This window comes from Corynebacterium sp. HMSC27B11 (assembly GCF_001815985.1).
Lineage (GTDB): Bacteria > Actinomycetota > Actinomycetes > Mycobacteriales > Mycobacteriaceae > Corynebacterium.
The window spans coordinates 49,110-72,499 of the sequence record NZ_KV823534.1 but is presented as its reverse complement, the minus strand read 5'-3'; the positions used below and the strand labels follow the sequence as shown (position 1 = coordinate 72,499).

Sequence of the window (23,390 nt, the reverse complement as noted above, 5' to 3'; positions counted from 1 at the left end):
CCTGGGAGCCAGCTATACTGGCGCTGGGATGGCAGTCAGTTTCGGTCGCCACCTGCGGGGACCACTCCCCGGCAGGCAGCCAGCCTGCACACAGCTCCCGGTTTCGCTAAGCCCCTAAGCTAGCACCCGCACCGGACACGGATCACGAGCCCGGTGAGCTGCGCAGGGGCACGCCCCAGAACCACCGGGGCAACACAGTAAGTTGCACAACTTCTGTAACTTGCGCCCCAATAATGCTCATTTGTTTCATTTTCTCTGGGAAGCAAATACAATCCGCCTGTAACGAGCATCGAATCTTCTACACCAATCCACAGATAGGATGAATATGCGTCTCAAGGCCCTCGCCCTCTCCGTGGTTGCTGTTCTCGGCGCCATGCTGGCCCCTGCCACGGCTTCCGCAGCACCTGGTAACACCGTGCTGCTCGGCGACTCGATTATGGCCAACCCGACCGTCCAGCACTACCTGACCCAGCGCGGCGTTCCACTCGACCCGAAGCCGATGAACGGCGTGGGCTGCGCCTCCGACGACCGCTTCAAGCACGCCTACGCCTCCGTTAAGCGTGCCCCTGTGGACAACTACTCCTGCTCCGGCGCATCCTTCCGCACCGGTGGCAAGCACATCACCAGCCTGGCAAATAAGGCCCGCCAGGACGGCAAGCTCAATGGCGCAACCCGCGAGGTCGTCATCTTCGCCGGCGCTAACGACACCTACCCGTACATCCTGAACGACAAGATGCCGGTTCCGCAGATCGAGAACAACCTGCGCGTATCCATCCGCAACACCGTCAACCACGTCAAGCGCCTGGCTCCGAACGCCCGCGTGAAGGTCATGGGCTACCCGCGGATCACCAACCCGGCCGGCCAGACCTGCTACCTGAACCTGCTGCCACAGGGCACCCCGTCCCTGGTCGTGAAGGCTCGCCCGGTCGAGGACGCCCTGCAGCGCGCAGCGGCGAATGCCTCCCGCGACACCCGTTCCACCTTCGTGGACCTCAAGCCGATGACCACCGGCCACGACACCTGCGCACGCGACCGCTGGATCACCGGCATCATCGACGTCGCCCCGCAGACCGTAACCTGGCGCTACACCTCACGCACCACGGCATCACCGCGGTCGCTAAGCACGCCGCTCGCGTCTAGTCGACCGGCGACACCGCCCCGCGCAGCGCGATCACCCGCTGCGCAACGCATAAACCCCGCGCAACCACCATGGTTGAGCGGGGTTGAGCTTTATCCGGGTTCTTCGCCGAGGTTGTTCTCAGCCGTCCCGTCCGGTGCGGGGAACGCTACGCCGAGGGCTTAGCACCCCCGGCCGTGCAGGCTGTGTTCTAGATCCTGCTGTGCAGACTGTGTTCTAGACGCAGCTGCCGATCCAGTCCGCGAAACGCTTGCCGGAGATGCGCTCGTAGGCCTCCACGTAGCGCGCCCGGGTCGCCTCCACCACGGAGCCCGGCAGCTCCGGCGGCTGGGAGCCATCGTTCTTATCCCAACCGGACTTCGGGCCGGTCAGCCAATTGCGGACGAACTGCTTATCGAAGCTCGGCTGCACCTTGCCCTCCTCGTAGCCGTCAGCCGGCCAATAACGGGAGGAGTCCGGGGTCAGCACCTCGTCGGCGAGCACCAGGTTGCCCGCCTTGTCCAGGCCGAACTCGAACTTCGTATCCGCCAGGATCAGGCCCTTTTCCTCGGCCATCTTCGCGGCCTGGGAGTAGATCTCCAGGGTTGCGGTGCGCAGCCTTTCCGCGAGGTCCTCCCCCAGGTCATTGACGACGACGTCGAAGCCGACGTTCTCGTCGTGGTCCCCGACCTCTGCCTTCGTCGCCGGGGTGAAGATCGGCTCGTCCAGCTTGGAGGCCTCGACCAGGCCCTCCGGGAGCTTGACGCCGCAAACCGCTCCGGTGGCCTCGTACTCCTTCAGACCGGAGCCAGTGAGGTAGCCGCGCGCCACGCACTCGAAGGGAACCATGTCCAACTTTTTGCACACCATGGCGCGACCGAGCACCTCCTCGGGGATGCGCTCGTCATCCAGCGGTCCCGCGAGGTGGTTCGGGAAGTCGATCTGCTCAAAGAAGTGGGCACTCATCGCGGTGAGCACCCGCCCCTTGTCTGGAATATCGGTGTCGAGCACGAAATCGTAGGCACTGATCCGATCCGTGACGACCATCAGCAGGTGCTCTGCGTCGATCTCGTAGATCTCGCGGACTTTACCCGCGGAAATGTGCTCGTAATCAGACAATTCTGGTCGCATGGCTAGACAGTCTAGCACCGCGATTGGACCCGGCTAGACCCCCGCCGAGCCCGCCCCCAGCCGCGCCCTAATTCGTGGGGTTCGTCCACATATTCTGCGGATCCACACCCTGCGGGGCGGGCTGCTGCACCGGCTCAGCCGAGAGCTCCTTGCTGGCGTGCTTTGGCTTAGGCGTCGGATCCATCGGATCTTCCTCCACCGGCTTATTGGCCACCGCGTTCGCCGCGGCTACGGCCTTGGCGATCTCCGGGTCGGATGCCGTGGAGAACCACTCCTCCGTGTTATCCGCCTCAGCCTTCTCGCGGGTGTCCTCGTCCACGTGGCCCGGCTCGTAACGGAATACGCCCTCATCGTCCTTCTTGGCGAAGGCCTTGGCGAACTGCTCCAGGGAATCGCCAAACTGGGACGGGATCATCCACATCGTCGACGCCTCGCCCTGGGCCAGCTTCGGCAACTTATCCAGGTACTGGAAGGCCAGCACCTCCGGCGTGAGCTTGGAAGCCTTGATGGCGGCGTTGATCTTCTGGACGGCCTTCGCCTCACCCTGTGCTTCCAGGTAGCGGGAGGCGCGCTCACCCTCGGCGCGCAGGATCATCGCCTGGCGCTCAGCCTCGGCAGCCAGGATGGCAGCGTGCTTCTCACCCTCAGCGGAGAGGATGCGGGCCTGTTTTTCACCCTCAGCCGTCTTGATGTCCGACTCCCGGCGGCCCTCGGCGGTGAGGATCATCGCGCGCTTCTCGCGATCCGCCTTCATCTGCATCTCCATGGACTGCTGGATGGACGGTGGCGGATCAATTGCCTTCAGCTCGACTCGGCTGATGCGCAGCCCCCACCGGGCGGTCGCGGCGTCGAGCTCACCGCGCAGTCGGCGGTTGATGGTCTCGCGGGAGGTCAGCGTTTCCTCCAGCGTCATGCCGCCGACCACGTCGCGCAGCGTTGCCACAGAAATCTGCTCCACGCCGACGATGTAATTATCCACCCCGTAGATGGCCTTAGCGGGGTCGTTGATCTGGAAGGTCACGACGATGTCGATGGCCACCGTCAGGTTGTCCTGCGTGATGACCGCCTGCGGCGGGAAGGAGACCACGCGCTCGCGGGTGTCCACCCGGGCGCGGACCCGGTCGATAAAGGGAACGAGGACCGTGATCCCGCCAGACACGGAGCGGGTGTAGCTACCAAGCCGCTCGATGACGGCCGCCTCGCCTTGGGGGATCAGAGCGATGGATTTCACCACGACGAGAGCGATGAAAGCCAACAGAACTAAGAGGAAGATCATGCCGGACATGTGTTTACCGTTTCCTGGTTGGTTCTTTCACGGACTGATTTCCCGCTAGCCGTGTTTCCACACGACAGCGGTCGGGCCATCAATATCGATGACGTGAACCTCTTCGCCTCTTGTGAAGGTCTCAGATGGGTCCATCGAGCGCGCGGACCAGATGGAACCGTCCAGGCGGATCTGCCCACCGCGGGCGCCGACGTCCTCCAGAACCTCAGCGGTCGCGCCGACCAAGGCCTGCTGGGAGGTATCGAGCACCTTCGGTCCGTGCATCCTGCGGCGAAGAATGGGGCGCAGGAACAGGATCAGCCCAGCAGTGGCGATGCCGAAGGCGACGATCGCCGCCCAGGTCGGTGCGCCCGCCCACTCCACGAGGCCACCGACGGTCGCGCCACCGGCCAGCATGAGCAGGGTGAACTCCCCGGCCGCCAGTTCAAGACCGGCGAGGACCAGGGCTGCGATAAACCAAATCAATGCTCCCACGCCTTCGAATTTACCGAATTGCGTGGGGGCGGTGCCGGTTTAAAGAATCTCGCCAGGGGTGTAGGCCGCTGCGTCTGGGTGGGCCTCGACGATGGATGCCACGCGGTCAAGCACGCGGGCGACCTGGGACTCGGCCGCACCAATGAAGGCCTTGCGGTCAGCCAGGGCGCCGTGGAGATCCTGCTCATTCATCGGCAGGCGCTCATCGTTGGCCAGGCGCTCGATGAGGTTCTGCTCCGCGCCACGCTCGCGCATGTCCAGCGCCATGCCCACGGCGTTTTCCTTGATGACTTCGTGGGCGGTCTCGCGGCCCACTCCCGCGCGCACAGCAGCCATGAGGATGCGGGTGGTAGCCAGGAACGGCAGGTAGCGCTCCAGCTCGCGCTCGATCATCGCCGGGAAGGCCCCAAACTCGTCGAGCACGGTGAGGAAGGTCTCGCACATGCCGTCGAAGGTGAAGAAGGCATCCGGCAGGGCGACGCGGCGGACGACGGAGCAGAAGACGTCGCCCTCGTTCCACTGGGCACCCGAGAGGTCAGCCGCCATCGTCAGGTAACCGCGCAGCAGGACCTGCATGCCGCCGACGCGCTCGCAGGAGCGGGCGTTCATTTTGTGCGGCATCGCGGACGAGCCGACCTGGCCCTCCTTGAAGCCCTCGGTGACGGTCTCGTTGCCCGCCATGAGGCGGATCGTCATGGACAGCGAGCTCATCGCCGCGCCCAGCTCCACGAGGACGGACAGGGCGTCGAAGTCGAGGGAGCGCGGGTAGACCTGGCCGACAGAGTTGAATACCTGACCAAAGCCCAGACCGTCGGCGATCTGCGTCTCCAGGTGCGCGAGTTTCGCCTCGTCACCGCCCAGCAGGTCCAGCATGTCCTGCGCGGTACCCATCGGGCCCTTGATTCCGCGCAGCGGGTAGCGGGACAACAGCTCGTCGGCGCGCGCCAGGCCCAGCAGCAGCTCATCGGCCGCGGAAGCGAAGCGCTTGCCCAGGGTGGTGGCCTGCGCGGCGACGTTGTGGGAACGACCCGCCATCACGAGCCCCTGGTACTCGCCGGCCAGGCGACCGATCCGATTCAGGACGGCGATAGCCTTATCGCGGGCCAGCACGAGGGAGCGGTAGATCTGCAGCTGTTCCACGTTCTCCGTGAGATCGCGGGAGGTCATGCCCTTGTGGATCTCCTCGAAGCCGGCGAGGTCGTTGAACTCCTCGATGCGGGCCTTCACGTCGTGGCGGGTGACCTTCTCCCGCTCAGCGATGGAGCCCAGGTCCACCTGGTCGAGGACCTTCTCATAGGCGGCCGGGGCCTCAGCCGGGATCTCGATGCCGAGTTCCTTCTGGGCCTTCATCACGGAGAGCCAGAGCTGGCGCTCCATCTTGATCTTCTCCTCCGGGGACCACAGGTTGGTCATCTCCGGGGAGGCGTAGCGGGTGGCGAGGACGTTGGAAATATTCTTCTTTGCAGCAGTCACGCCCCTCATTATCCCACAGCGGCACAGGGCTGTGCCGCGGGGCTGGCGACCAGTGGTTTAAGGGCTATGCCAAGGGTTGGCAGCCAGGGCACCAGAACAGGTTGCGCCCCTGAACCACGCGGTGGCTGATCTCCTCGCCACAGACGTAGCAGGGCTGACCGGCACGCCGATACACGTAGACCTCGCCACCGTGGTCGTCCTTGCGCGGAGCCCGCTCCATCGCCTCCGGGGTGTGTTCCGGGCGCACGGTGTCGATCCGCCCGCTGGCCTCCCCCTCGGCCATGAGCTCCACGAGGTCCTGCCAAATACTCTCGCGCTCCTCCGCCGCCAGGTCGCAGGCCCGGACGTCCGGGTGAATGCCCAGGCGGAAGAGGGTTTCGGCGCGGTAGATGTTGCCCACCCCGGCATAGCGGGCCTGGTCCATGAGGACCGATCCGATCGTGCGGCGAGAACGGGAAAGGAAGTCATCGAGCTCCGCCAGCTTCGCGGCGTTCTCCGGATCTACCTCCGGGTCGGTGGAGCGCAGCGGGTCGGCGCCGAGCTTGGCGACCGCGGCATCCATCTCCTCGTCGGTGATGAGTCGGCACCACTGGGGGCCGCGCAGATTCGCCTCCATCGCATTGCCCCAGGTACACATGTCCTCTCCACCCTCGGCGTCGATGCGGTGTAGGTGGAGGCGCACCTGGCCGCGGGGTTGGCCACCGGTGAAGGGCTCGACGGCCATGGTGCCGATCAGGCCCAGGTGGATATGGATGATGTGATCTGCCCGCCGGTGCGGGTTACGGGGGTTGCCGAAGCTTAAAAACAGGTGCTTGCCCCAGGCCTCCGCCCGGTCCAGCATGTCGCCGGTCAGGGCGCCGGCCTCCTCGGCGAAGCGGCCCTGCGGGCTGGTTACGCGCAGGGCGTGGCCGGCGAACAGCTGATTGAGCTGAGCCGCCAGCCGGTGAATCACGTGTCCTTCGGGCATCGGTTTCTAGCCTTCTGGCTTAGGCCTGCCCCTCGCCCGGGACGGTGATCTTGCCCTCGACGGCAGCCAGGGCGATGTCCTTGCGGAAGTGCCCGCCCGGCAGGTCGATGGTGGCAAGGGTGGCGTAGGCCTTCTCGCGGGCCTCCTCGAGGGTCGTACCCTCGCCGACCACGTTGAGCACACGGCCGCCAGAAGCGACGAGCTCGCCGTCCTTCTCTGCCACGCCAGCAGCGCGGACACCACGGACCTCGCTGCCCGCCTCAGCACCCGTGATGACCCCGCCCTTCTTCGCGGACTCCGGGTAGCCCTCTGCAGCGAGCACGACGGTCAGCGCGTAACCGTCCTTCCACTGCAGCGGTGGCAGCTCCGCGAGCGAGCCCGTGGCGACAGCGTTCAGCACACCCGCCAGCGGGGTTTCGAGCAGCTGCAGCACCGGCTGGGTCTCCGGATCACCGAAACGGCAGTTGAATTCGATAACCTCCGGGCCATTGGAGGTCCAGGCCAGACCCGCGTAGAGCAGGCCGGAGTACGGCACCCCATCCTCGGCCATCTGCTTGGCGACGGGGATGCAGACCTCGTCGACGATGCGCTGCACGCCGTCTTCCGGCAGCCACGGCAGCGGCGTGTAGGCACCCATGCCGCCGGTGTTCGGGCCGGTATCGCCCTCACCGACGCGCTTGAAGTCCTGCGCCGGGATCAACGGGACGACCGTCTCGCCGTCCACCAGGCAGAACAGGGAGACCTCCGGGCCATCGAGGAAGCTTTCCAGCAGCACCGGGTTGCCAGCGGCGTGGACGTCGTCGATGTGGGCGCGCGCGGCAGCACGGTCGTCGGTGACGACGACTCCCTTACCGGCGGCCAGGCCGTCGTCCTTCACGACGAAGCGAGGACCGAAACGGTCCAGGGTGGCCTCGATCTCAGCATCCGACGTGCCCGGCTGCAGGGACTCCGCCGAAGCGGTGCGGACCCCGGCGCGCGCCATGACGTCCTTCGCGAAAGCCTTGGACCCCTCGATCTGGGCCGCAGCCTTGGACGGGCCGAAGACCGCGAAGCCCGCCTCACGCAGATCGTCTCCCACGCCCGCGACCAGCGGGATCTCCGGGCCGATCACGACCAGATCCACCCCGAGTTCCTGGGCCAAGCCCACCGGATTCGAGTCATCCGGGTGGAGCGTGGCGATGGCCTTCATGCCCGGGTTGCCGGGGCTGACGTGGACCTCAGAGACGGACTCATCGCGGGACAGGGAATAAGCCAATGCGTGCTCGCGGGCACCGCTGCCAAGTACAAGAATGCGCATAGTGTCCCAGTCTAGCGAGCCAGCCAGACAGCGCGACGCGACGCTGCCCCAAAGCCGGTGTTCGCCGATGGTTTCGCGGGTAACATCGCGTGGTATGGCTACCGTTTTCACGAAAATCATCAACGGCGAACTTCCGGGTCGCTTCGTCTACCGCGACGCCGAGGTCGCCGCATTCCTCACCATCGAGCCGGTTGCTTACGGCCACGTGTTGGTTGTCCCGACCCAGGAGATCGACCGCTGGACCGACGTCCCGGCCGAGCTGTGGGGCAAGCTCAACGAGGTCGCCCAGGTGATCGGCAAGGCCATCTGCGAGGTCTTCGACGCCCCGCGGTGCGGCTACATGATCGCTGGTTTCGAGGTGCCGCACACCCACATCCACCTGTTCCCGGCCTCCGACATGTCCGGCTATAGCCTGCAGAACATCATCCCGATGGATCAGACGGACCCGGAAAAGATGGACGATGCGGCGGCGAAGATCCGCGCGGAGCTGCGCAGCCAGGGGGTTGCTGGCGTGCCGGAGGACGAGGCCTAACACCAGCGCTCTAGAACGATATGTCCCCATCTACGCCCCGGAACCCAGGCCGCAGCCCCATCCTGCACTCCGGTCTGGGCCAGGAGGCTACCCCGCGGCGCTCGCTGCTGGCTCACATCCCGGATCTGGGCGAATGGAATGAATCCCCCACCCACCGGGTGCTGCCCTCCGAGCCGCGCCCCATCGTGGTGGTGCACGGCACCGTGGGTGGTCGCGGGAACTTCGCGCGCATGGTGCCCTACCTGCGCAGCACCTTCGACGGGCGGGACCGGCGAGTGTTCTCCGTCAGCTATGGGGACAACGGAACCACGCCGTTGGCGCAATCCATCGCCCAAGCCCGAGCGCAGATCGCCGCGCTCCAGGAAGCCACCGGAGCGGAGTCCTTCGACCTGGTTGCCCACTCCCAGGGCGGGTTGATCTCCTTGGCCGTGGCGAGCCGCCCCGGCGGGGAGGCAGTCAACCACATCGTGGGCCTGGGCGCGGACTTCCGGGGCGTGCACATGCCCTGGTCCGGGACCGCGCGGGAGACCCTGGTCAACCGGGTGATCAGCACCGTCATGGCTCCTGCCTTCGCGGAGCAGGTTGTGGGCTCCCCCGCGCTGGCCGATGCACTGGCGCCCGCCGGGGAGTGCACCGTGCCGATCACACAGATCGCCTCCGATTACGACCGCCTGGTCCCCCTCAACGCGGCCTTCGCCCTGGGCGATGCCGAACCCACCGGTGGTATCCCGCAGCATCCGGGCCCGCTGCGGTTGGTGCGAGTGCAGGACTTCTACCCGCAGCTGCAGGTGGCGCACAATATGCTGCCCCGCAACCAAAAGGTCAGTCTTCTGGTGAAGTTTGCGCTTGAGAATCCTCCGGCGCCACGGGCAGCTGCACCCTGAACGTGGTGCCCTCCCCCACCGTGGAGTCCACGGTGATCGCCCCGCCGTGCGCCTTGACCAGGGACTGCACGATGGACAGGCCCAGCCCGGAGCCGCCCGAGGCGCGGGAGCGGGAGACGTCCGGCCGGTAGAAACGCTCGAAGAGGTGCGGCAGGGCGTCGGCAGGAATGCCCTCGCCGTCGTCCTGGACCTCGATGGTGACCAGCTCCGGGCTTGTCTTGAGCAGGCTGATTTTCACGCTGGCGTCCTCACCGGCGTGCTTCAGCGCGTTCGTGAGCAGGTTGCTGATCACCTGGTGCAGGCGGTTGGCGTCGCCCATCACGACCGGGATGGAGCCGTAGTGATTCTCGACGCCGATGTTGCGCCCCGGGAACCCCGCCCGAGCCCCGTCCGCGGCGCGCAGCGCCAGCTCCAGCACGTCCACCCGCTGATTCTGCAGCGGGCGCCCCTCGTCCATGCGGACCAGGGCCAGCAGGTCTTCCACCAGCAGCCCCATCCGCTCGGCCTCGTCGGAGATGCGGCCGATAACCATGTCCGCATCGTCCGTGGCCCCGGAGCGGTAGAGCTCCGCGTAACCACGCACGGAGGTCAGCGGGGTGCGTAGCTCATGGGAGGCATCCCCGATGAAGCGGCGCATCGTGGCCTCGGACTTGCGGGCCTGGCGCTCGGAGGCACCCACCGCGAGGAACGCACCCTGGATCTGCGCGAGCATCCGGTTGAAGGCCTGTGCCAGTCGACCGACCTCGGTGTCCGGCTCCCAGTTCGGGACGCGCTGGTCCAGGTGCCCCTGGGAAATCAGGGAGGCGGTCTCCTCCACCTGGTTCAGCGGGCGCAGGGCGCGGCGCACCAGGTACTGGGAGACGATCATGATGGACGCCACCACCAGGAAACCGATGATGATTTGCAGGTACACCAGCCTGCGGATGGTGTGTTCCTCGCCCTCCAGGGGCAGGGCGACGATGGTGACGGTGCCGTCCTGGTTCTCGACGGAGGCCGCCCGCCACGGGGCGTGGGACGCGCTACCCGCGCGGGCGGGGACCGTCACGGGCTCCCTCGGCTGTTCCAATCCCCGCAGCTCCGGGGCGGAATCGAAGACCGAGTTCAGCGGTTCGATGGAGATCTCCCCGTCCACCACGCGGACGAAAAAATCCGTGGGCGGCCGGTTGGGCTGCGGGGTGCTGCTACCGGGCCTGTCCTGATAGGAGCGTTCGTCGTCGGTGGTCCGGTAGGCCCAACCGTTGATCGCGCTGTTGAGCTGGTCATCCACGCGCGAGACCATGAAGTGCTGCAGCGTCGAGGTCGTCACCGCGCCGGAAAAGGATAGGCCGAGTGCGGCGAGGAACGTCATGACGACGACAAGGCTGACACGCAGCGGGAAGTTCGACAGGAAGCGCCCGGGGCGCTGGAACTCACCGTGCTCGTCATCCACCGGCCAGTCAGCGGTGCCGGCATCGTCCGCGCCAGGGGAACCAGCGGGGTTCGCTGTCCCGGTGGCGGGGACGTCCGAATTCTCAGGGAGGGAAGCCATCGACCAGGCAAAACCTAGGAGCGCGGCTTACGCAGCACGTAACCCACGCCACGGACGGTGTGGATCAGGCGGGGCTCCTTCGTGTCGATCTTCCGGCGCAGGTAGGAGACGTAGGACTCGACGACGTTGCCGTCCCCGCCGAAGTCGTAGTTCCACACGTGGTCCAGGATCTTGGACTTGGAGAGGACGACCTCTGCGTTGACCATCAGGTAGCGCAGCAGCTGGAATTCCGTCGGGGACAGGTCCACGACCTCCCCGGCCTTGGTGACCTCGTGCATGTCGTCGTCCAGGGTGATGTCCTCGTAGGTGATGAGGCTGGATTCCTCGGAGTCGTCCTTGGCCACGCGGCGCAGGATCACACGCAGTCGGGTGATGACCTCCTCCAGAGAGAAGGGCTTGGTGACGTAGTCATCCGCACCGATGGTCAGCCCGTGGATGCGGTCCTCCACGCCGTCCTTGGCGGTGAGGAAGAGGGCCGGGGCGTCGTGGCCGGCCTCGCGGAGCTTGTTGAGCAGGGTGAAGCCGTCCATGCCGGGCATCATGACGTCCAGGATGAAGGCGTCGGGGCGGTAGGTGTCCGCGATCTCCAGCGCGGTCTGCCCGTTGTCAGCAGTCTCCACGTCGAAGCCCTGGAACTTCAGGCTGACCTTGATCAGGTCGGAGATGTTGTCCTCATCGTCGACGACGAGAACCTTAACGGGCTGCGTGTTTGGGGTAGTCATGGCTCTATTTTCACCGATCTGCTTCCACCGAGACTGGGAGCTTGCTGAATGCTTGCTGTACATATTCTAGCGCTTGACCGCTGGAGATTATTCCCGGCGCGGGCGATGTGGGGCCCGGCAACATTGAGACGCGGTCGCGGCGGATCCGGGGGCCTGGCTCGCCCACCGCCACCCCACGGGCAGCGTTGCCAGTTGAACGCAGCCAGCTAAACGCAGCATTAACAGGAGGCTCAACCGGCGCGTTCAGCTTTCTCTCACGTACAAATGGGTTTATTCTGAAGCGCATGACTCGTTACATCGGCAAGCACCGCAAGGTGTCCAACACCTCCAAGAAGCAGTTCGCGGGCGCTGCTGCCCTCGCACTCGGCGCATCCACCCTCGGCGTTGGGGCATCCGTCGCCACTGCCTCTGAGGCCAGCGCTGCCCCGCAGCTCGGCTCCTCCCTGGCGGCCCCCTCCCTGCCGCCGCAGATCGCCCAGCTGCAGGCTGACTTCGACGCCCAGCTGCGCCAGGCTCAGGCCAACGGCGTGGCTGCCCTGCTGAACGCCCGCGACGCGCTGGTTGCCCAGGCCAAGAACCTGCCGCCGCAGTTCCGCACCCCGGTGATCCAGGGCATCGATAACTTCGTCAACGCCGTCGCACCGGGCGCCCTGCACCAGCGCGAGGCAGCCCGTGCGCCGAAACCGGCCCCAAAGCCAGCGCCAAAGAAGCAGGCCCCGAAGAAGCAGGCCCGCCCGGCGTCCAACCCGTGCCCGGCCTCCGCGCACGCGTGCGTGGACATCAAGGCCCAGCGCGCCTGGCTGCAGAAGGGCGGCAAGCGCTCCTACGGCCCGGTCATCGTCTCCACTGGCCGCCCAGGCCAGGAGACCCCGCGCGGCATGTTCACCGTGACCCGCAAGATCAAGGACGAGATCAGCTATGAGTTCGGTAACGCGCCGATGCCGTACGCCGTGTACTTCACGAACAACGGTCACGCCTTCCACCAGGGCACGACCAATGTGCAGTCCGCTGGCTGCGTTCGCATGAACGGCGAGGCTGCCCGGACTTTCTTCAACTACCTGCAGCCGGGCGACAAGGTCTACATCTACTAATCCCCGAGCTGCTGAGAGCTCCTTAGATATCTGAGCGCACCGGCGCTGAGCGCGGATCCCCGATCCCGCGGTTCGGCGCCGGTGTTCTATATTTGTGGCATGAGTGAGGATATTCAGGCAGAGTCAGCAGCCGAGCGCCCGTCCACCGACGCGCTCACTTTTCGCGTCGCGAGCGAGGGCGACCGCGGTTTCATCACGGAAATGTTCCGCGAAACTGATACCTGGGGTGATCCTGGAAAGGACGTCTCCGAGCACTTCCAGGACGATCTGGTCCGTTACGTGGACATGTGGACCGCGGAGCAGGGCGGAATCATCGCCGAGTACGAGGGCGCACCCGCGGGCGCTGCGTGGCTGCGTAACTTCACCGAATCCGAGCCCGGCGCGGGCTACATCTCCGATGACATCCCGGAGCTGGCCATCGCGCTCCGCCCGACGATGACCGGCCTTGGGCTGGGCCGCAGGCTCCTGGGCGCGACCCTGGACCACGCCCGCGCGAAGGGCTACCACTCCGTCAGCCTGGCGGTGGACTTCGGCAATGACCGCGCCCGCCGCATGTACTCCAAGTTCGGCTTCGTCGACCACGGCGTGGCACCCCACGAGGAGTGCTACGTCATGGTCTACCGCTTCTAGCAAGCGCCCCTTCCCCGCTCCCGGTCGGACTAATAAACCCGCTGGGCGCGATTGAGGCCCGCGCCAACGCTACGGGCACCAGGGGAGCCCACCTCGGCCCGGAAGCTATTGCCCAGGCGGAACGGGGTGTCCTTGGCCAGCACGTGGTCCACGTAGTGCCAGTCGCACTGCGTGGCCTTCTGCCCCACCTCCACGGCCATGTAGCCGTGATCGGTGAAGTTGATCCACTTGAACCAACGGTTCACCCCGGAGAGCAGGTTCTCGCCGGTGTACAGCAGCTGCCGAGTGGCGGCGTCGAAGGCGCGGCTGACCGCCAAAGAATCGAAGGCGCTCTTCGCGGTCACCGACGGGGTCACGAACTCGGTGGCCACCGCCTTCGTGTTCTGCCCGGTGCGGTAGCCGAAAATATCCCGCGGAATATCGTTCGCCCAGGAGCTGTGGATATCCCCGGTCAGGAAGACCACGTTCTTATCCGGCAGCCCGGCGATCATGTCGATGATCTTCTGCCGCTCCACCATGTAGCCATCCCACTGGTCGGGGTTCAGCGGGATGCCCTGCTCCGGCAGACCGATCTTCTCCACCAGCCAGGTGTGCAGCTTCGGATCCAGGGTCGCTGGCAGGGTCATCGGCGCAAACATCACCTCATTGGCGATGCCCTGCCACTTCGCGGTGGAGGATTTGATGGCGTTGCTGAACCACTCGAACTGGCTGCGCCCCATCATGGTGCGGCCCTCCCGACCGGCGGCGCGAATGAAGTCCGGGTCGGAGTCCAGCAGGTGGTCGCCGGACTGGATCAGCTGCGCATCGCGGTAGGAGCGCAGGTCCGGGATGATGATCTCCATCAATGGGCCGTACTGCAAGGTGCGGTAGAGGTGCTGGGCGCGCGCCTCGGGGCGCACCCGCACGGGCATCCACTCGAAGTATGCCCGGGAGGCGGCTGCCTTTAGCGCCGGGTAGTCGTCTCCCTTCTTGAAGCTCTCCCCGGTCGCACCCTCGCGCCAGTTATTGTCCGCGAACTCGTGATCGTCCCACACGCAGACCATTGGCTTGGCTGCGTGCAGGTCGGCGAGATCGGCGTCCTTGCGGTAGCAGCCCTGGCGGATGCGGAAGTCCGCGAGTGTCTGAGTGACGTGCGCGGGCTCCACGGTGCGGGGCTGCTGGCCGTAAACCCCGGTGTAGCCTCCGGTCTCGTATTCATAGGTGTAGTCACCCAGGTGCAGGACGAATTCCAGGTCATCGCGCTCGGCCATGTCCCGGTAGCTGCGGAAGAAGCCGGCCTCGTAGTTCGAGCAGCTGCACACGCCGAAGCGGATCGCGCTGACATCGTCGCCGGAGCCCGGGGCGGTGCGGGTACGCCCCACCCGGGAGGTCGCCTTGCGCTGCCCCAGGTCGGCCGTGAAGCGATAAAAATACGTGGTGGCGGATCCTAGGCCGGTGGCGTCGACCTTGACGGTGTGGTCGAACTCGGCGCTGGCGGTGACCTTCCCGGACGCGGCGACGTCCTGAAATTCGGGGTCGGTGGCGACCTCCCACGTCACGGGGACGTCCGGCCCCTTCCCCGAGCCGGGCTGTGCGTCCTTCGTTGGGGTCACGCGGGTCCAGATGATGACGGCGCTGGCGGTCGGATCCCCGGAGGCGACGGAGTGGGCGAAGACCTCGGGGTCCCAGTTCTCCGCACCCAACACGGTGCGGGCGGGGGCTGCCTGGGCGGCGGGCAGCAGGCTCCCCGCGGCGGCCACCCCACCGGTGGCGGCCATGCCCTGCAGGACGCGGCGGCGAGTAAGCGTTGCCATTAGCCAGCCACCTCCACGGAGCCGTCGTCGGAGATGGTGACCGTGGCGCTGAGAGCCTTGGCCAGGTTGAGTCGCTGCCAGGAACCCTCCGGGCCCTGCTTATCCAGCGGGTAGCCGGCCGGACCGGCAGTCTGGCGGAGGATCTCGGCGCGCTGGGCGTGGGAGAGGTTCGGGTACTTACCCAGCAGCAGGGCGGGCGCGGCCTGCGGGACCACCATCGGGGCGGACTCGGAGTAGACCGGGGTGAAGCCGTAATTCATCAACTCGGTGTAGCGATCCACGGATTCTGGGTTGTAACCCTTACCGGCCTCGGCCTGCTTCTGTGCGCAGTTGGCGAGGGTGTCGCCGCAGCGCCACTCGAGCTCAGCACGGATCTCCTGGGCGGCAGCATCCAGGTTGGCGCGCATGCGGGGGTCGTTCATTCGGTCCGCGGCAGCAGCGGTGCCGACCATGCGGCCACCAATGACATCCAGCGGGTAGTGCACGCCCAAGACCACGCGGGAGTAGCCACCCTCGGCGCCGCGGGCGAGCAGCTGTGGAGCGAACTCGGGGAGCATGTAGGACAGCAGCGTGGTAGTCCAGGTGGATTGGTTCGTGTGCCCGGAGGGGAAGGACTTCGAGGTGCTGTAGAAGTCCTTGCCCGGCAGGTTGTGCTTGGTGATCCTCTCCGGGGCGGCAACGAACGGGCGGTCGTTGTTGTAGTAGGTCTTCTCAATGAAGGTGGAGGAAGCCACTCCCCCGGCGCGTGCGGTGGCACCGCCGAAAAGCATCTGGGTCTTGGGAAGACGGTGCTCCTTCAGCGCCTGGCGGAAGTGCTCGCCGAGCTCCTCACCGAAGGCGTCGGCGAAGATGCGGAGCACACCTTCCTTGGAGGTCGCGGCATCCTCTTGGGCCTGGGCGATCCGGGCGGCGGGGGCGTTGTTGTTGATCTCGGCGACCTGGTCAAGGTTGGACTTCATGACGTCCGGGTGCTTGGCCCGCAGGTCATTGAAGCCGTCGATGAGGGTGACGTAGTTGCCATAAGGGTGGGAGCTGAGGTCCGACAGGTACCAGCCATACTCGGAGGCCGGGAAGGCCTGCGGCTGCGGGGCGCCGTTGTGGGGGGCGGGGTCGTAGGAGCCGGGGAGCTGGACGGATCCGGTGGCGGAGCTTTCCGGCAGCAGGTTGCCTCGAGGTGCGGTACCGGCCTGGGAGGAGGCGGCCGGAGCGGCGAGCGCCGCGGTGGTGGCTGCCGGGCTCGCGGCGATGCCGCCGGCGAGGGTGGCGGCGAGGGCTGCTGCAGCCGCGCGGGCGGCGATCTTATTCGAGCGCGACGGGCGAATTGCGGTCAATTGAGGCATGAAAAGGCTTTCACATTACGCGTGGGGTGAATTATTACTTCTGAAAAGAAGGCCGCGCCGGAAAAATATCTAACGCCATTTCACGACGCGAACACACAGCAGAAGAATAGCGCCAAAACAGTCTCGTGCCAGCGGGGATATAAATATCCCCCATTTGGGTCTAATTAGAGAAACCCTTATCCAACCGCAGTTATATTTCGGGTTAATAGGGGGCAAAACTGGAGTTAATTTTTATTTTGTTTGAAAAGTCACCATTCCGACACTCTCCCTTCCTCCCCTTTTATTGAATTCCCCAAACCACCAACGACTTATCCCCGCCACCCGCACGGCCTCCCGGGCGCACCCCGGAGCAAGAGCCAAGGCATAAAGAAAAAGGCCCCGGTTTCCCGGAGCCTTTCACTGAGCCGAAGACGAGACTCGAACTCGCAACCTACGCATTACAAGTGCGTTGCGCTGCCAATTGCGCCACTTCGGCACACCCAACACCCCGTACGAGGCATGAGCGCTTAAAGAGTAGCAGCCCACCACGAGAGCCCACGAATTTTTAGACCCACCATCACCTCAAGTGCGGGAGAGGGTCTTGTGTACGGTGTGGTTGTGGCAAATTATCTAGCACGGTTCGCCCGACGCGCCAGCGACATGCTCTTTACCGGCAATCGCGCGACCATCGACGGGATTCGGTTAGCGCCGCCGCCGACGCCGCTGGCCCCGGTGAACCTCACGGACCCGGAGGAAATCCACCGCGTACTGAACCTTGCCGCACGCATCGGGGACCAACTGCTGGCCGCCGGCACCGGCAACTCGGACGCGAAGGCGGAGATCAAGGCGATCGCCGCCGCGTATGGCCTGCACTACACGCACGTGGACATCACGCTGAACACCATCACCGTGTACGCCCACAACGACGAGTCCCGCAGCCCCGTGTCTGCCTTCCGGGTCGTGAAGACCCTGAGCACGAACTTTTCCCGCCTCACGGAGATCGACCGGCTGGTGCGTTCCATCATCGCGGGCGCCACCCCGCTGGATACCGCGGAGCAGATTCTCGCCGAGATCGAGCGCAGCCCGCTGCCGTTCCGCACCCGTTGGGCTTTGCTCTCCTGGGGTGGTTTCGCCTTCTCCATCGCCCTGTTGCTGGGCGGTGGCTACGCCGTCGCTTTCGTCGCGACGATCACGACCCTGTTCATCATGTTCTCAACCGCGTGGTTGGCGTCGAAGTCGCTGCCGGAGTTCTACCAGAACTTCCTAGGCGGCTTCATCGCGGTTTTGCCCGCCGCGGTGGTCACGCAATTCGCGACGGAGCGTGGCTGGTACTTCCCTCCCTCACTGGTGGTGGCGTCCTGTATCGTCGCGCAGCTGGCGGGATTGACGCTGGTCCAGGCGCTCCAGGACGCGGTGACGGGGGCGCCGGTCACTGCCTCTGCCCGCTTCTTCGAGACCGTGCTGAACACGGGCGCGATCATCGCCGGCATCGGCGCGGCCCTGCAGTTCGTCCACATGGTCGGCATCGACATGACACCCCTGGACGTGTCCACCACCTCAGGCGTACTCGGTGGGACGACGGTGCGTGTGCTCTCGGGCGCGGCGGCGACGGTCTTCTTCTGCCTCGCCTGCTTTACGGAGCGGCGCGCGACGGTGGTCGCCGCCGCCACGGCACTGGTGGCCTCCATCGCGCACAATATCGTCCAGGCGCTGGCAGAGAGCTCCACGATGATGCCAGCTGCGGCCGCTGCGATTCTGGTGGGCATGACCGGTGGTCTGCTCTCCCGCCGGTACATGGTGCCGCCGCAGATCACCGCGGCGGCGGGCATCACCCCCTTCCTGCCCGGCCTGGCGCTGTACCGGGGGATGTCCTCGATCCTGCAGGACAAGCTGGTCATCGGTATGTCGAACCTGGCGTTGGCTGCGGCGACGGCGACGACGCTGGCCGCCGGCGTGGTTTTCGGCGAGTGGGTGGCCCGCCGCCTGCGCCGCCCCCGCATCCTGCATCGGGAGTACGGCCTGCGCCGCCCCCGCATTGCGGTGCGCGAACGCCGACCGCGGCGCCGGCACGGCAACCATGCGGCACACCCCCTGGACCAGCACCCTATGGACCGCTCGGTGCCGCGGATGAGCCGCAAGCGGGAGGGCACCCGATCCCTGTGGAGCATCGACTCCCTGCTGCGGACGAGGCAACGCCGCAAGCTCGCGAAGATCCGGGAGAGCGAGAAGCAGGCACAACAGCAACCGCAAGAGCAGGTCGATTCCTCGGCCCAGCAGGGGCTGGCCGGCGACGGTGGCTCAGCTGCGGGCTCCGAACACGGCCGGGACTGATTAGCGTAGAATAGGCCCGTTACCAGGCAACGAGTTTTTGATTCACCGTCAAAGCCCACCGCCAGTTCAAGAGTTTTCGTGAAAGAGGATGCCAGTGCCCCCAAAGGTCACAGACAATCGTCCAGCTAGCGCCGAGTCTCTGCACGCCGTACCGGTGGAAACCGCTCTCGCCGCCCAGCGGATCGTTGCCACCTATGCCGAGGACTTCCTGGACGGCGTGACCCTGATGAGCATGCTGGGTGTCGAGCCGGATGGCCTGATCCACCGCAAGGTCGTCGAAGAGCTGGAGGCCAACGAGGCCGCCACGAAGAAGGCTAGCCGGAAGACCACGAAGAAGGCTGCAAAGAAGGCCGCCAAGAAGAGCACCAAGAAGGCTGCGAAAAAGGCGACCAAGAAGGCTACGAAGAAGGCTGCGAAGAAGAGCACCAAGAAGGCCGCTAAGAAGGCGACGAAAAAGGCCACGAAGAAGGCCCAGTAGTCCGCGTACACTTGGTGCCATAATCGGCACCTAGGAAGCGCTTCAGGAGGCACGATGGCCACCGACGGTGGTTCGGATTTTCTTGTTATCGCCAACCGTCTGCCCGTCGACCGGATCGACGATAAGTGGGTCGCCTCCCCGGGCGGGCTCGTCACGGCGCTCAAGCCGGTGCTGCAGCACAATAACGGCGCGTGGATCGGCTGGCCGGGGACGACCAAGAAGGTCAAGTCCAAGGAGATGCCTCCGCGCAAGAAGACCGGCATCGACCTGATCCCGGTGAATCTCTCCGAGACGGATTACGAGGAGTTCTACGAGGGCTTCTCCAATGCGGGGCTGTGGCCGCTGTACCACGACCTGATTGTGCATCCGCGCTATAAGCGCTCCTGGTGGGCCAGCTATCACGCTGTCAACCGCCGTTTTGCCGATAAGGCGATCAAGGAGGCCGCGCCCGGTGCGACGGTGTGGGTGCAGGATTATCAGCTGCACCTGGTTCCCGGCATGATCCGCGAGGCGCGCCCGGATCTGAAGATTGGTTTCTTCCTCCACATCCCCTTCCCCGCCCCGGAGCTGTTCCGCCAGCTTCCGTGGCGCCGCGAGGTGCTGGCTGGCACGCTCGGCGCGGATCTCATCGGTTTCCAGACCCAGGACAGCGCCCGGAACTTCCTGCATACGCTCCGCGCGTTGGATTTCGACGTTCATTACGACGACCCCACCGACGCCGAGTTCGTCAATGGTGCCCGCCTCCCGGAGGAGAACTTCGTCATCGGCTGGTGCACCATGAATCCCTCGACGACCGGTACTGCCGCAGCCGAAGCTCCGGCCGAGGTCGATGGCAAGGCTCAGGAGCATGTAGCCCGCATCGGGGTGTTTCCGATTTCCTTGGACTCCGCCGCCGTCGAACTACAGGCCCAGCAGCCAGAGACGCTGGCCAAAGCGCAGCACTTGAGCCAGCAGTTGGGCTCACCGAAGGTGTTGATGGCCGGGGTGGACCGGCTGGATTATACGAAGGGCATCGTGCAGCGCCTGCTGGCTCTTGAGGAGCTGCTGGACTCCGGTGAGCTGAAGAAGCACGGGCTCAAGGCCAAGGACATCTCGATGGTGCAGGTGGCCACCCCCTCGCGGGAGCGACTGGAGGACTACCAGGCCACCCGCAAGGACGTGGAGCGCATCGTCTCCCGAATCAACGGCAAGCACGGCTCGATGGGCCGGCCGGTGGTCAGCTATGTGCACAATAACCAGTCCTTCAAGAAGCTGGTGGCGCTGTACCTGGCGGCGGATATCATGCTGGTCACCGCGCTGAAGGACGGGATGAACCTGGTGGCCAAGGAGTACGTAGCCTGCCACTCGGATGGCACGGGTGCCCTGGTGCTCTCGGAGTTCACGGGTGCGGCCACGCAGCTGACCAGCGCGTTCATGTGCAACCCTTACGATAAAACCCAACTTTCGCAGACCATCCTCGCGGCGGCGACCTCCAAGCCTTCGGATCGCCGGGCGCGGATGCGGAAGATGTGGGAGAACGTCCGCGAGTTCGACGTCGACCGCTGGGCGGACAGCTTCCTGGCCGAACTGCGCACAGACGCGACGTCCCCGGGTGGGGAGGAACAGTGATGGAACTCGGAAACTTCCGCGGAGCGCACCGGGGCCGAACGACGGCCCGAGCGGGTGCCGCCATCCTCGCTGCCGCCGGACTACTGGGGCTCAGCGCCTGCGGCGAGTCCGAATCCCCGGTGGGCTGGACCCAATGGCAGGTCACACGCATCTACCAGGACTCGGAGACACCGGCGGATCTGCCCGAGACCCAGGAGGGCCGCCTCTTCCTGGTCATTGGTGAGGACTCCCTGACCGGGGCCAGCGGCTGCCTGAATCTCAAGGCCGACGTGCAATGGCGGGAGAAGGAATCCCAGCTGGAGGTCGGTCAGCTGAGCGTCGAAGAAATCGGCGGCGAATCCCAGTGCGCACCGAGCGATGAGCGCAACGCTGAGCGCCTTCGTGACGTCATGGAGAACCAGACGCTGACCTATACCCGCGACGGTGGACGCTCGCTGCGGCTGCAGCAATTCCACCCGGACGCCCCGGAGTGGGAGACCCCGAAGTCGCTGAGCATGGTCTCCCGCGCTTAGGCAGTACCCGTCCCCCAGGGGCTGCCACGGGCCCCGCGAAGAGAACACTTAAAGGAGCTCGCCAATGCCCGCTAGCCTGCCCCCGAACCCGCAGGACCCCAACTCACCGCGTCCCAAGGAACAGGATCCCAACAAGCTGGGCCCCGACACTCTGGGCGCGGAGGATCTCTCCTACCTCGCGGCGGCGGAGAGGCTCCTACTCGCGGTCGACTTCGACGGCACGCTGGCGGAGTTCTCGGACTCCCCCACCGACGTGCGCGCGGTCCCCGGCGCGCTGGAGGCACTGCACGAGCTCGCCGGGCTCCCAGGCGTAACGGTGCTCATCATCTCCGGCCGCCAGCTGCGCGAACTCTCCGCGGTCACCGGCCTACCGGTACTCGAAAGCCCGGGCCCGGACGATATCCGCCTGGTCGGCTCCCACGGCGCGGAGGACTCACTCTCGGGTGGCACCGACACCTCGAGCGAGGACGCCGTCGGCAGCACCACGGACGCTACCGCGAACTCCACTTCCTCGGCTCAGGCGCAGGTGTTGAAGAAGCTGGGCAGCCACGCCGAACAGATCGCGGCAGCCAACCCCGGCATGTGGGTGGAGTACAAGCCGTACTCGGTGGGCCTGCACACCCGGCAGGCCGCCAGCCCTGAGGCCGCGGAGCAGGCGAATCACCGCTTGGCGGAGTTCGCGGCCACCTGCAGCACCCCGGCGGTTCCGGTGCAGGTCACCTGGGGGCGCGACATCCTGGAACTCAGCGTGGCCACCGCAACAAAGGGCAGCTACGTGGCGGGCCTGCGCACCCAGCTGCCGGAGCACGTGGTCTTCTTCCTGGGCGACGACGTCACGGACGAAACCGTCCTTGCCACCCTGACCCAGCCACGCCCAGACGTCGGCGTCCACGTGGGCGGCCGGCTCTCAGACACCACCGCGGCAGCCCGTAGCCTGGGCAGCCCCTTCGCCGTTCGAGACGCACTCCAGCAGCTCGCGGAGCTGCGTCATTAGTGCCCGCGGCGCAGTTGCCCGCGGAGCTGCGTGGTTAGTGCCCGCGGCGCAGTGGCCCGCGGAGCTGGGTGGTTAGTGCCCGCTTTCCCTAAGCCCGCGGGGCGGCGATAGAAGTTCCGTCCAGCACCGTGGTCTCCAGGTAGACCGCCGGCGGGTTCTCCGACTGCGCCCGCGAAGGCGCGGACTTCCGGTTCTTCGCCGCCTTCCGGCGCTCGCTGATCTCCTCCGCGAGCTGCTCACCACTCAGCCGCCCCTTGGTGCGGGAGGGCTGGCGCACCGTGACCAGACCTGCGGCCTCGGCCTGCGGGATGCCGTCGAAACCAGTCACCGAGAGATCGCCGGGCACGTCGATGCCCGCCGATTCGGCGTAGCGCAGCAGACCGAGCGCCATCGAGTCGGTCGTACACACCACGGCGGTGAGATCCGGGTTATTCTCCAACAGCTCGCGGGCCGCGTCCTCGGTAGTTCCAGCGTCGTTAATGTGGCGCTCCACGAGGGGCACGCTGGCGGTATCGATGCCCGCCTCAGCGAGGATCTCCAGCGCGCCGGTCACACGATCCCGCTGCACATTCATGCGCGCCCCGGCAAGCCGCTCCTGGCTGACGGGCCCGTTGTTGGGTTCCCGATCCAGCCGGATGCACAGGATGCCGATCTTGCGGTGACCTGCGTCGACGAGACGACGGACGACCGGTTTGATGGCCTCGCGGTCGTCGATACCGACGAAGCGGACCCCCTCCCGGCCGGCGGGCTGGTCACAGATGACGACGGGACGTCCCCGGCTGATGGCGGCCTCCAGGTAGGGGTCTTCGTCGGCGACGGAGTAGACGATGAAACCGTCGACAGCGGCCTGGTTGACCAGGGCGGTGGCGTCCTTCCCATCAGACTGCACCCCAGCGGGGATGAGCAGCATGGACACACCCATCTCGCCGCAGGCCTGCGAGACGCCAGACATGAATTCAACAGAGGCCTGGTCATCGAAGGCGTAGGTCAGCTCCTCGGTCAGGAGAACGCCGACGGCCCCCGCCCGCTGGATGCGCAGGGAGCGCGCGATGGGGTCGGGCCCCGGGTAGCCCATCTTCTCCGCGGTCTGCAGGATCTTGGTGCGCAGCTCCTCGGAGAGTTGGCCGGGCCGGTTATAGGCATTGGAGACGGTGGTTCGGGATACGCCCAACTCGGCGGCGATGGAGGCGAGGGTGCCTCGGCGGGCGGGTTGATTCATGCCTC

At 65.9% G+C, this 23,390-nt stretch carries 21 protein-coding genes and 1 tRNA gene; 10 read left to right on the top strand and 12 right to left on the bottom strand.

All coding sequences use genetic code 11. From position 1 onward, the window contains the following. The first annotated feature begins 319 nt into the window (after positions 1–319). Positions 320–1,303, top strand: a complete 984-nt coding sequence (locus HMPREF3097_RS00630) for a GDSL-type esterase/lipase family protein (RefSeq protein ID WP_246821142.1) — start codon at positions 320–322, stop codon at positions 1,301–1,303. Positions 1,304–1,354: 51 nt separating this feature from the next. On the opposite strand, the gene HMPREF3097_RS00625 is transcribed toward HMPREF3097_RS00630, so the two are convergent. The 6 genes from HMPREF3097_RS00625 to purD form a co-directional block, all read right to left on the bottom strand. Then, positions 1,355–2,248: a phosphoribosylaminoimidazolesuccinocarboxamide synthase gene (locus tag HMPREF3097_RS00625; protein WP_070760113.1), complete on the bottom strand. Its 894-nt coding sequence runs from the start codon at positions 2,246–2,248 to the stop codon at positions 1,355–1,357. 67 nt (positions 2,249–2,315) lie between these two features. Further along, a complete protein-coding gene (locus HMPREF3097_RS00620) occupies positions 2,316–3,533 on the bottom strand; it encodes an SPFH domain-containing protein (RefSeq protein ID WP_070760111.1) in 1,218 nt (405 codons plus the stop codon). Positions 3,534–3,578: 45 nt separating this feature from the next. After that, the gene (locus HMPREF3097_RS00615) at positions 3,579–4,007 is read right to left on the bottom strand and encodes an NfeD family protein (RefSeq protein WP_210398494.1); all 429 of its coding nucleotides are present in this window, start codon (positions 4,005–4,007) and stop codon (positions 3,579–3,581) included. A gap of 39 nt (positions 4,008–4,046) precedes the next feature. Beyond that, positions 4,047–5,489: an adenylosuccinate lyase gene (gene purB, locus HMPREF3097_RS00610; protein WP_070760106.1), complete on the bottom strand. Its 1,443-nt coding sequence runs from the start codon at positions 5,487–5,489 to the stop codon at positions 4,047–4,049. A gap of 55 nt (positions 5,490–5,544) precedes the next feature. Further along, positions 5,545–6,447 carry an Fpg/Nei family DNA glycosylase gene (locus HMPREF3097_RS00605; protein WP_070760104.1) on the bottom strand — a complete coding sequence of 301 codons (903 nt, stop codon included), beginning with the start codon at positions 6,445–6,447 and terminating at the stop codon, positions 5,545–5,547. 19 nt (positions 6,448–6,466) lie between these two features. Beyond that, a complete protein-coding gene (purD, locus tag HMPREF3097_RS00600) occupies positions 6,467–7,744 on the bottom strand; it encodes a phosphoribosylamine--glycine ligase (protein ID WP_070760101.1) in 1,278 nt (425 codons plus the stop codon). A gap of 94 nt (positions 7,745–7,838) precedes the next feature. Between purD and HMPREF3097_RS00595 the strand changes: the two genes are divergently transcribed. Together HMPREF3097_RS00595 and HMPREF3097_RS00590 are read left to right on the top strand one after the other, a co-directional pair. After that, positions 7,839–8,276: an HIT family protein gene (locus tag HMPREF3097_RS00595; RefSeq protein WP_210398493.1), complete on the top strand. Its 438-nt coding sequence runs from the start codon at positions 7,839–7,841 to the stop codon at positions 8,274–8,276. A gap of 20 nt (positions 8,277–8,296) precedes the next feature. Continuing rightward, entirely contained in the window at positions 8,297–9,160 is an 864-nt protein-coding gene (locus HMPREF3097_RS00590) for an esterase/lipase family protein (RefSeq protein ID WP_070760097.1), read from the top strand. Here the strand turns inward: HMPREF3097_RS00590 and HMPREF3097_RS00585 are convergent. Beyond that, positions 9,099–10,688 carry a sensor histidine kinase gene (locus HMPREF3097_RS00585; protein ID WP_070760094.1) on the bottom strand — a complete coding sequence of 530 codons (1,590 nt, stop codon included), beginning with the start codon at positions 10,686–10,688 and terminating at the stop codon, positions 9,099–9,101. The two genes, HMPREF3097_RS00590 and HMPREF3097_RS00585, sit on opposite strands and share 62 nt — an antisense overlap. Before the next feature lie 14 nt (positions 10,689–10,702). Beyond that, positions 10,703–11,410 carry a response regulator transcription factor gene (locus HMPREF3097_RS00580; RefSeq protein WP_070760092.1) on the bottom strand — a complete coding sequence of 236 codons (708 nt, stop codon included), beginning with the start codon at positions 11,408–11,410 and terminating at the stop codon, positions 10,703–10,705. A gap of 284 nt (positions 11,411–11,694) precedes the next feature. Between HMPREF3097_RS00580 and HMPREF3097_RS00575 the strand changes: the two genes are divergently transcribed. Together HMPREF3097_RS00575 and HMPREF3097_RS00570 are read left to right on the top strand one after the other, a co-directional pair. Continuing rightward, on the top strand, positions 11,695–12,501 hold the full coding sequence (locus HMPREF3097_RS00575; RefSeq protein ID WP_070760090.1) for a L,D-transpeptidase: 807 nt from the start codon (positions 11,695–11,697) through the stop codon (positions 12,499–12,501). A 99-nt stretch (positions 12,502–12,600) separates the two neighbouring features. Continuing rightward, positions 12,601–13,131, top strand: a complete 531-nt coding sequence (locus HMPREF3097_RS00570) for a GNAT family N-acetyltransferase (protein WP_070760088.1) — start codon at positions 12,601–12,603, stop codon at positions 13,129–13,131. A gap of 29 nt (positions 13,132–13,160) precedes the next feature. Here HMPREF3097_RS00570 and HMPREF3097_RS00565 read toward each other — a convergent pair whose 3' ends face one another. The 3 genes from HMPREF3097_RS00565 to HMPREF3097_RS00555 all read right to left on the bottom strand — a co-directional run bounded on the left by HMPREF3097_RS00565 (position 13,161) and on the right by HMPREF3097_RS00555 (position 16,739). Continuing rightward, positions 13,161–14,924 carry an alkaline phosphatase D family protein gene (locus tag HMPREF3097_RS00565; RefSeq protein ID WP_070760086.1) on the bottom strand — a complete coding sequence of 588 codons (1,764 nt, stop codon included), beginning with the start codon at positions 14,922–14,924 and terminating at the stop codon, positions 13,161–13,163. Further along, positions 14,924–16,171 (bottom strand): acid phosphatase, encoded by a 1,248-nt coding sequence (locus tag HMPREF3097_RS00560; protein ID WP_371260053.1) that lies wholly within the window; start codon positions 16,169–16,171, stop codon positions 14,924–14,926. The genes HMPREF3097_RS00565 and HMPREF3097_RS00560 overlap by 1 nt, the downstream gene beginning before the upstream one ends. Positions 16,172–16,666: 495 nt before the next feature. After that, positions 16,667–16,739 (bottom strand) — tRNA-Thr (locus HMPREF3097_RS00555). Between the two features lie 107 nt (positions 16,740–16,846). Between HMPREF3097_RS00555 and HMPREF3097_RS00550 the strand changes: the two genes are divergently transcribed. The 5 genes from HMPREF3097_RS00550 (at position 16,847) to otsB (ending at position 22,166) form a co-directional block, all read left to right on the top strand. Beyond that, positions 16,847–18,574 carry a threonine/serine exporter ThrE gene (locus HMPREF3097_RS00550; RefSeq protein ID WP_070760084.1) on the top strand — a complete coding sequence of 576 codons (1,728 nt, stop codon included), beginning with the start codon at positions 16,847–16,849 and terminating at the stop codon, positions 18,572–18,574. Between the two features lie 94 nt (positions 18,575–18,668). Next, positions 18,669–19,052 carry a hypothetical protein gene (locus tag HMPREF3097_RS00545; RefSeq protein ID WP_210398498.1) on the top strand — a complete coding sequence of 128 codons (384 nt, stop codon included), beginning with the start codon at positions 18,669–18,671 and terminating at the stop codon, positions 19,050–19,052. A gap of 54 nt (positions 19,053–19,106) precedes the next feature. Continuing rightward, positions 19,107–20,660, top strand: a complete 1,554-nt coding sequence (locus tag HMPREF3097_RS00540; protein WP_070760080.1) for an alpha,alpha-trehalose-phosphate synthase (UDP-forming) — start codon at positions 19,107–19,109, stop codon at positions 20,658–20,660. Beyond that, a complete protein-coding gene (locus HMPREF3097_RS00535; RefSeq protein ID WP_070760078.1) occupies positions 20,660–21,172 on the top strand; it encodes a hypothetical protein in 513 nt (170 codons plus the stop codon). The genes HMPREF3097_RS00540 and HMPREF3097_RS00535 overlap by 1 nt, the downstream gene beginning before the upstream one ends. A gap of 64 nt (positions 21,173–21,236) precedes the next feature. After that, positions 21,237–22,166, top strand: a complete 930-nt coding sequence (otsB, locus tag HMPREF3097_RS00530; protein WP_070760076.1) for a trehalose-phosphatase — start codon at positions 21,237–21,239, stop codon at positions 22,164–22,166. Positions 22,167–22,254: 88 nt separating this feature from the next. On the opposite strand, the gene HMPREF3097_RS00525 is transcribed toward otsB, so the two are convergent. Then, on the bottom strand, positions 22,255–23,385 hold the full coding sequence (locus HMPREF3097_RS00525; RefSeq protein ID WP_070759702.1) for a LacI family DNA-binding transcriptional regulator: 1,131 nt from the start codon (positions 23,383–23,385) through the stop codon (positions 22,255–22,257). Between the last annotated feature and the right edge of the window lie 5 nt (positions 23,386–23,390).

What these genes read in the sequence shown, in the direction of transcription:
- HMPREF3097_RS00535 (WP_070760078.1), top strand. Translation starts at nt 20,660, where the DNA reads ATGGAACTCGGAAACTTCCGCGGAGCGCACCGGGGCCGAACGACGGCC.
- HMPREF3097_RS00595 (WP_210398493.1), top strand. Translation starts at nt 7,839, where the DNA reads ATGGCTACCGTTTTCACGAAAATCATCAACGGCGAACTTCCGGGTCGC.
- HMPREF3097_RS00605 (WP_070760104.1), bottom strand. Translation starts at nt 6,447, where the DNA reads ATGCCCGAAGGACACGTGATTCACCGGCTGGCGGCTCAGCTCAATCAG.
- HMPREF3097_RS00540 (WP_070760080.1), top strand. Translation starts at nt 19,107, where the DNA reads ATGGCCACCGACGGTGGTTCGGATTTTCTTGTTATCGCCAACCGTCTG.
- HMPREF3097_RS00565 (WP_070760086.1), bottom strand. Translation starts at nt 14,924, where the DNA reads ATGGCAACGCTTACTCGCCGCCGCGTCCTGCAGGGCATGGCCGCCACC.
- HMPREF3097_RS00585 (WP_070760094.1), bottom strand. Translation starts at nt 10,688, where the DNA reads ATGGCTTCCCTCCCTGAGAATTCGGACGTCCCCGCCACCGGGACAGCG.
- otsB (WP_070760076.1), top strand. Translation starts at nt 21,237, where the DNA reads ATGCCCGCTAGCCTGCCCCCGAACCCGCAGGACCCCAACTCACCGCGT.
- purB (WP_070760106.1), bottom strand. Translation starts at nt 5,489, where the DNA reads ATGAGGGGCGTGACTGCTGCAAAGAAGAATATTTCCAACGTCCTCGCC.
- HMPREF3097_RS00580 (WP_070760092.1), bottom strand. Translation starts at nt 11,410, where the DNA reads ATGACTACCCCAAACACGCAGCCCGTTAAGGTTCTCGTCGTCGACGAT.
- HMPREF3097_RS00620 (WP_070760111.1), bottom strand. Translation starts at nt 3,533, where the DNA reads ATGTCCGGCATGATCTTCCTCTTAGTTCTGTTGGCTTTCATCGCTCTC.
- HMPREF3097_RS00630 (WP_246821142.1), top strand. Translation starts at nt 320, where the DNA reads ATGAATATGCGTCTCAAGGCCCTCGCCCTCTCCGTGGTTGCTGTTCTC.
- purD (WP_070760101.1), bottom strand. Translation starts at nt 7,744, where the DNA reads ATGCGCATTCTTGTACTTGGCAGCGGTGCCCGCGAGCACGCATTGGCT.
- HMPREF3097_RS00525 (WP_070759702.1), bottom strand. Translation starts at nt 23,385, where the DNA reads ATGAATCAACCCGCCCGCCGAGGCACCCTCGCCTCCATCGCCGCCGAG.
- HMPREF3097_RS00625 (WP_070760113.1), bottom strand. Translation starts at nt 2,248, where the DNA reads ATGCGACCAGAATTGTCTGATTACGAGCACATTTCCGCGGGTAAAGTC.
- HMPREF3097_RS00570 (WP_070760088.1), top strand. Translation starts at nt 12,601, where the DNA reads ATGAGTGAGGATATTCAGGCAGAGTCAGCAGCCGAGCGCCCGTCCACC.
- HMPREF3097_RS00590 (WP_070760097.1), top strand. Translation starts at nt 8,297, where the DNA reads ATGTCCCCATCTACGCCCCGGAACCCAGGCCGCAGCCCCATCCTGCAC.
- HMPREF3097_RS00575 (WP_070760090.1), top strand. Translation starts at nt 11,695, where the DNA reads ATGACTCGTTACATCGGCAAGCACCGCAAGGTGTCCAACACCTCCAAG.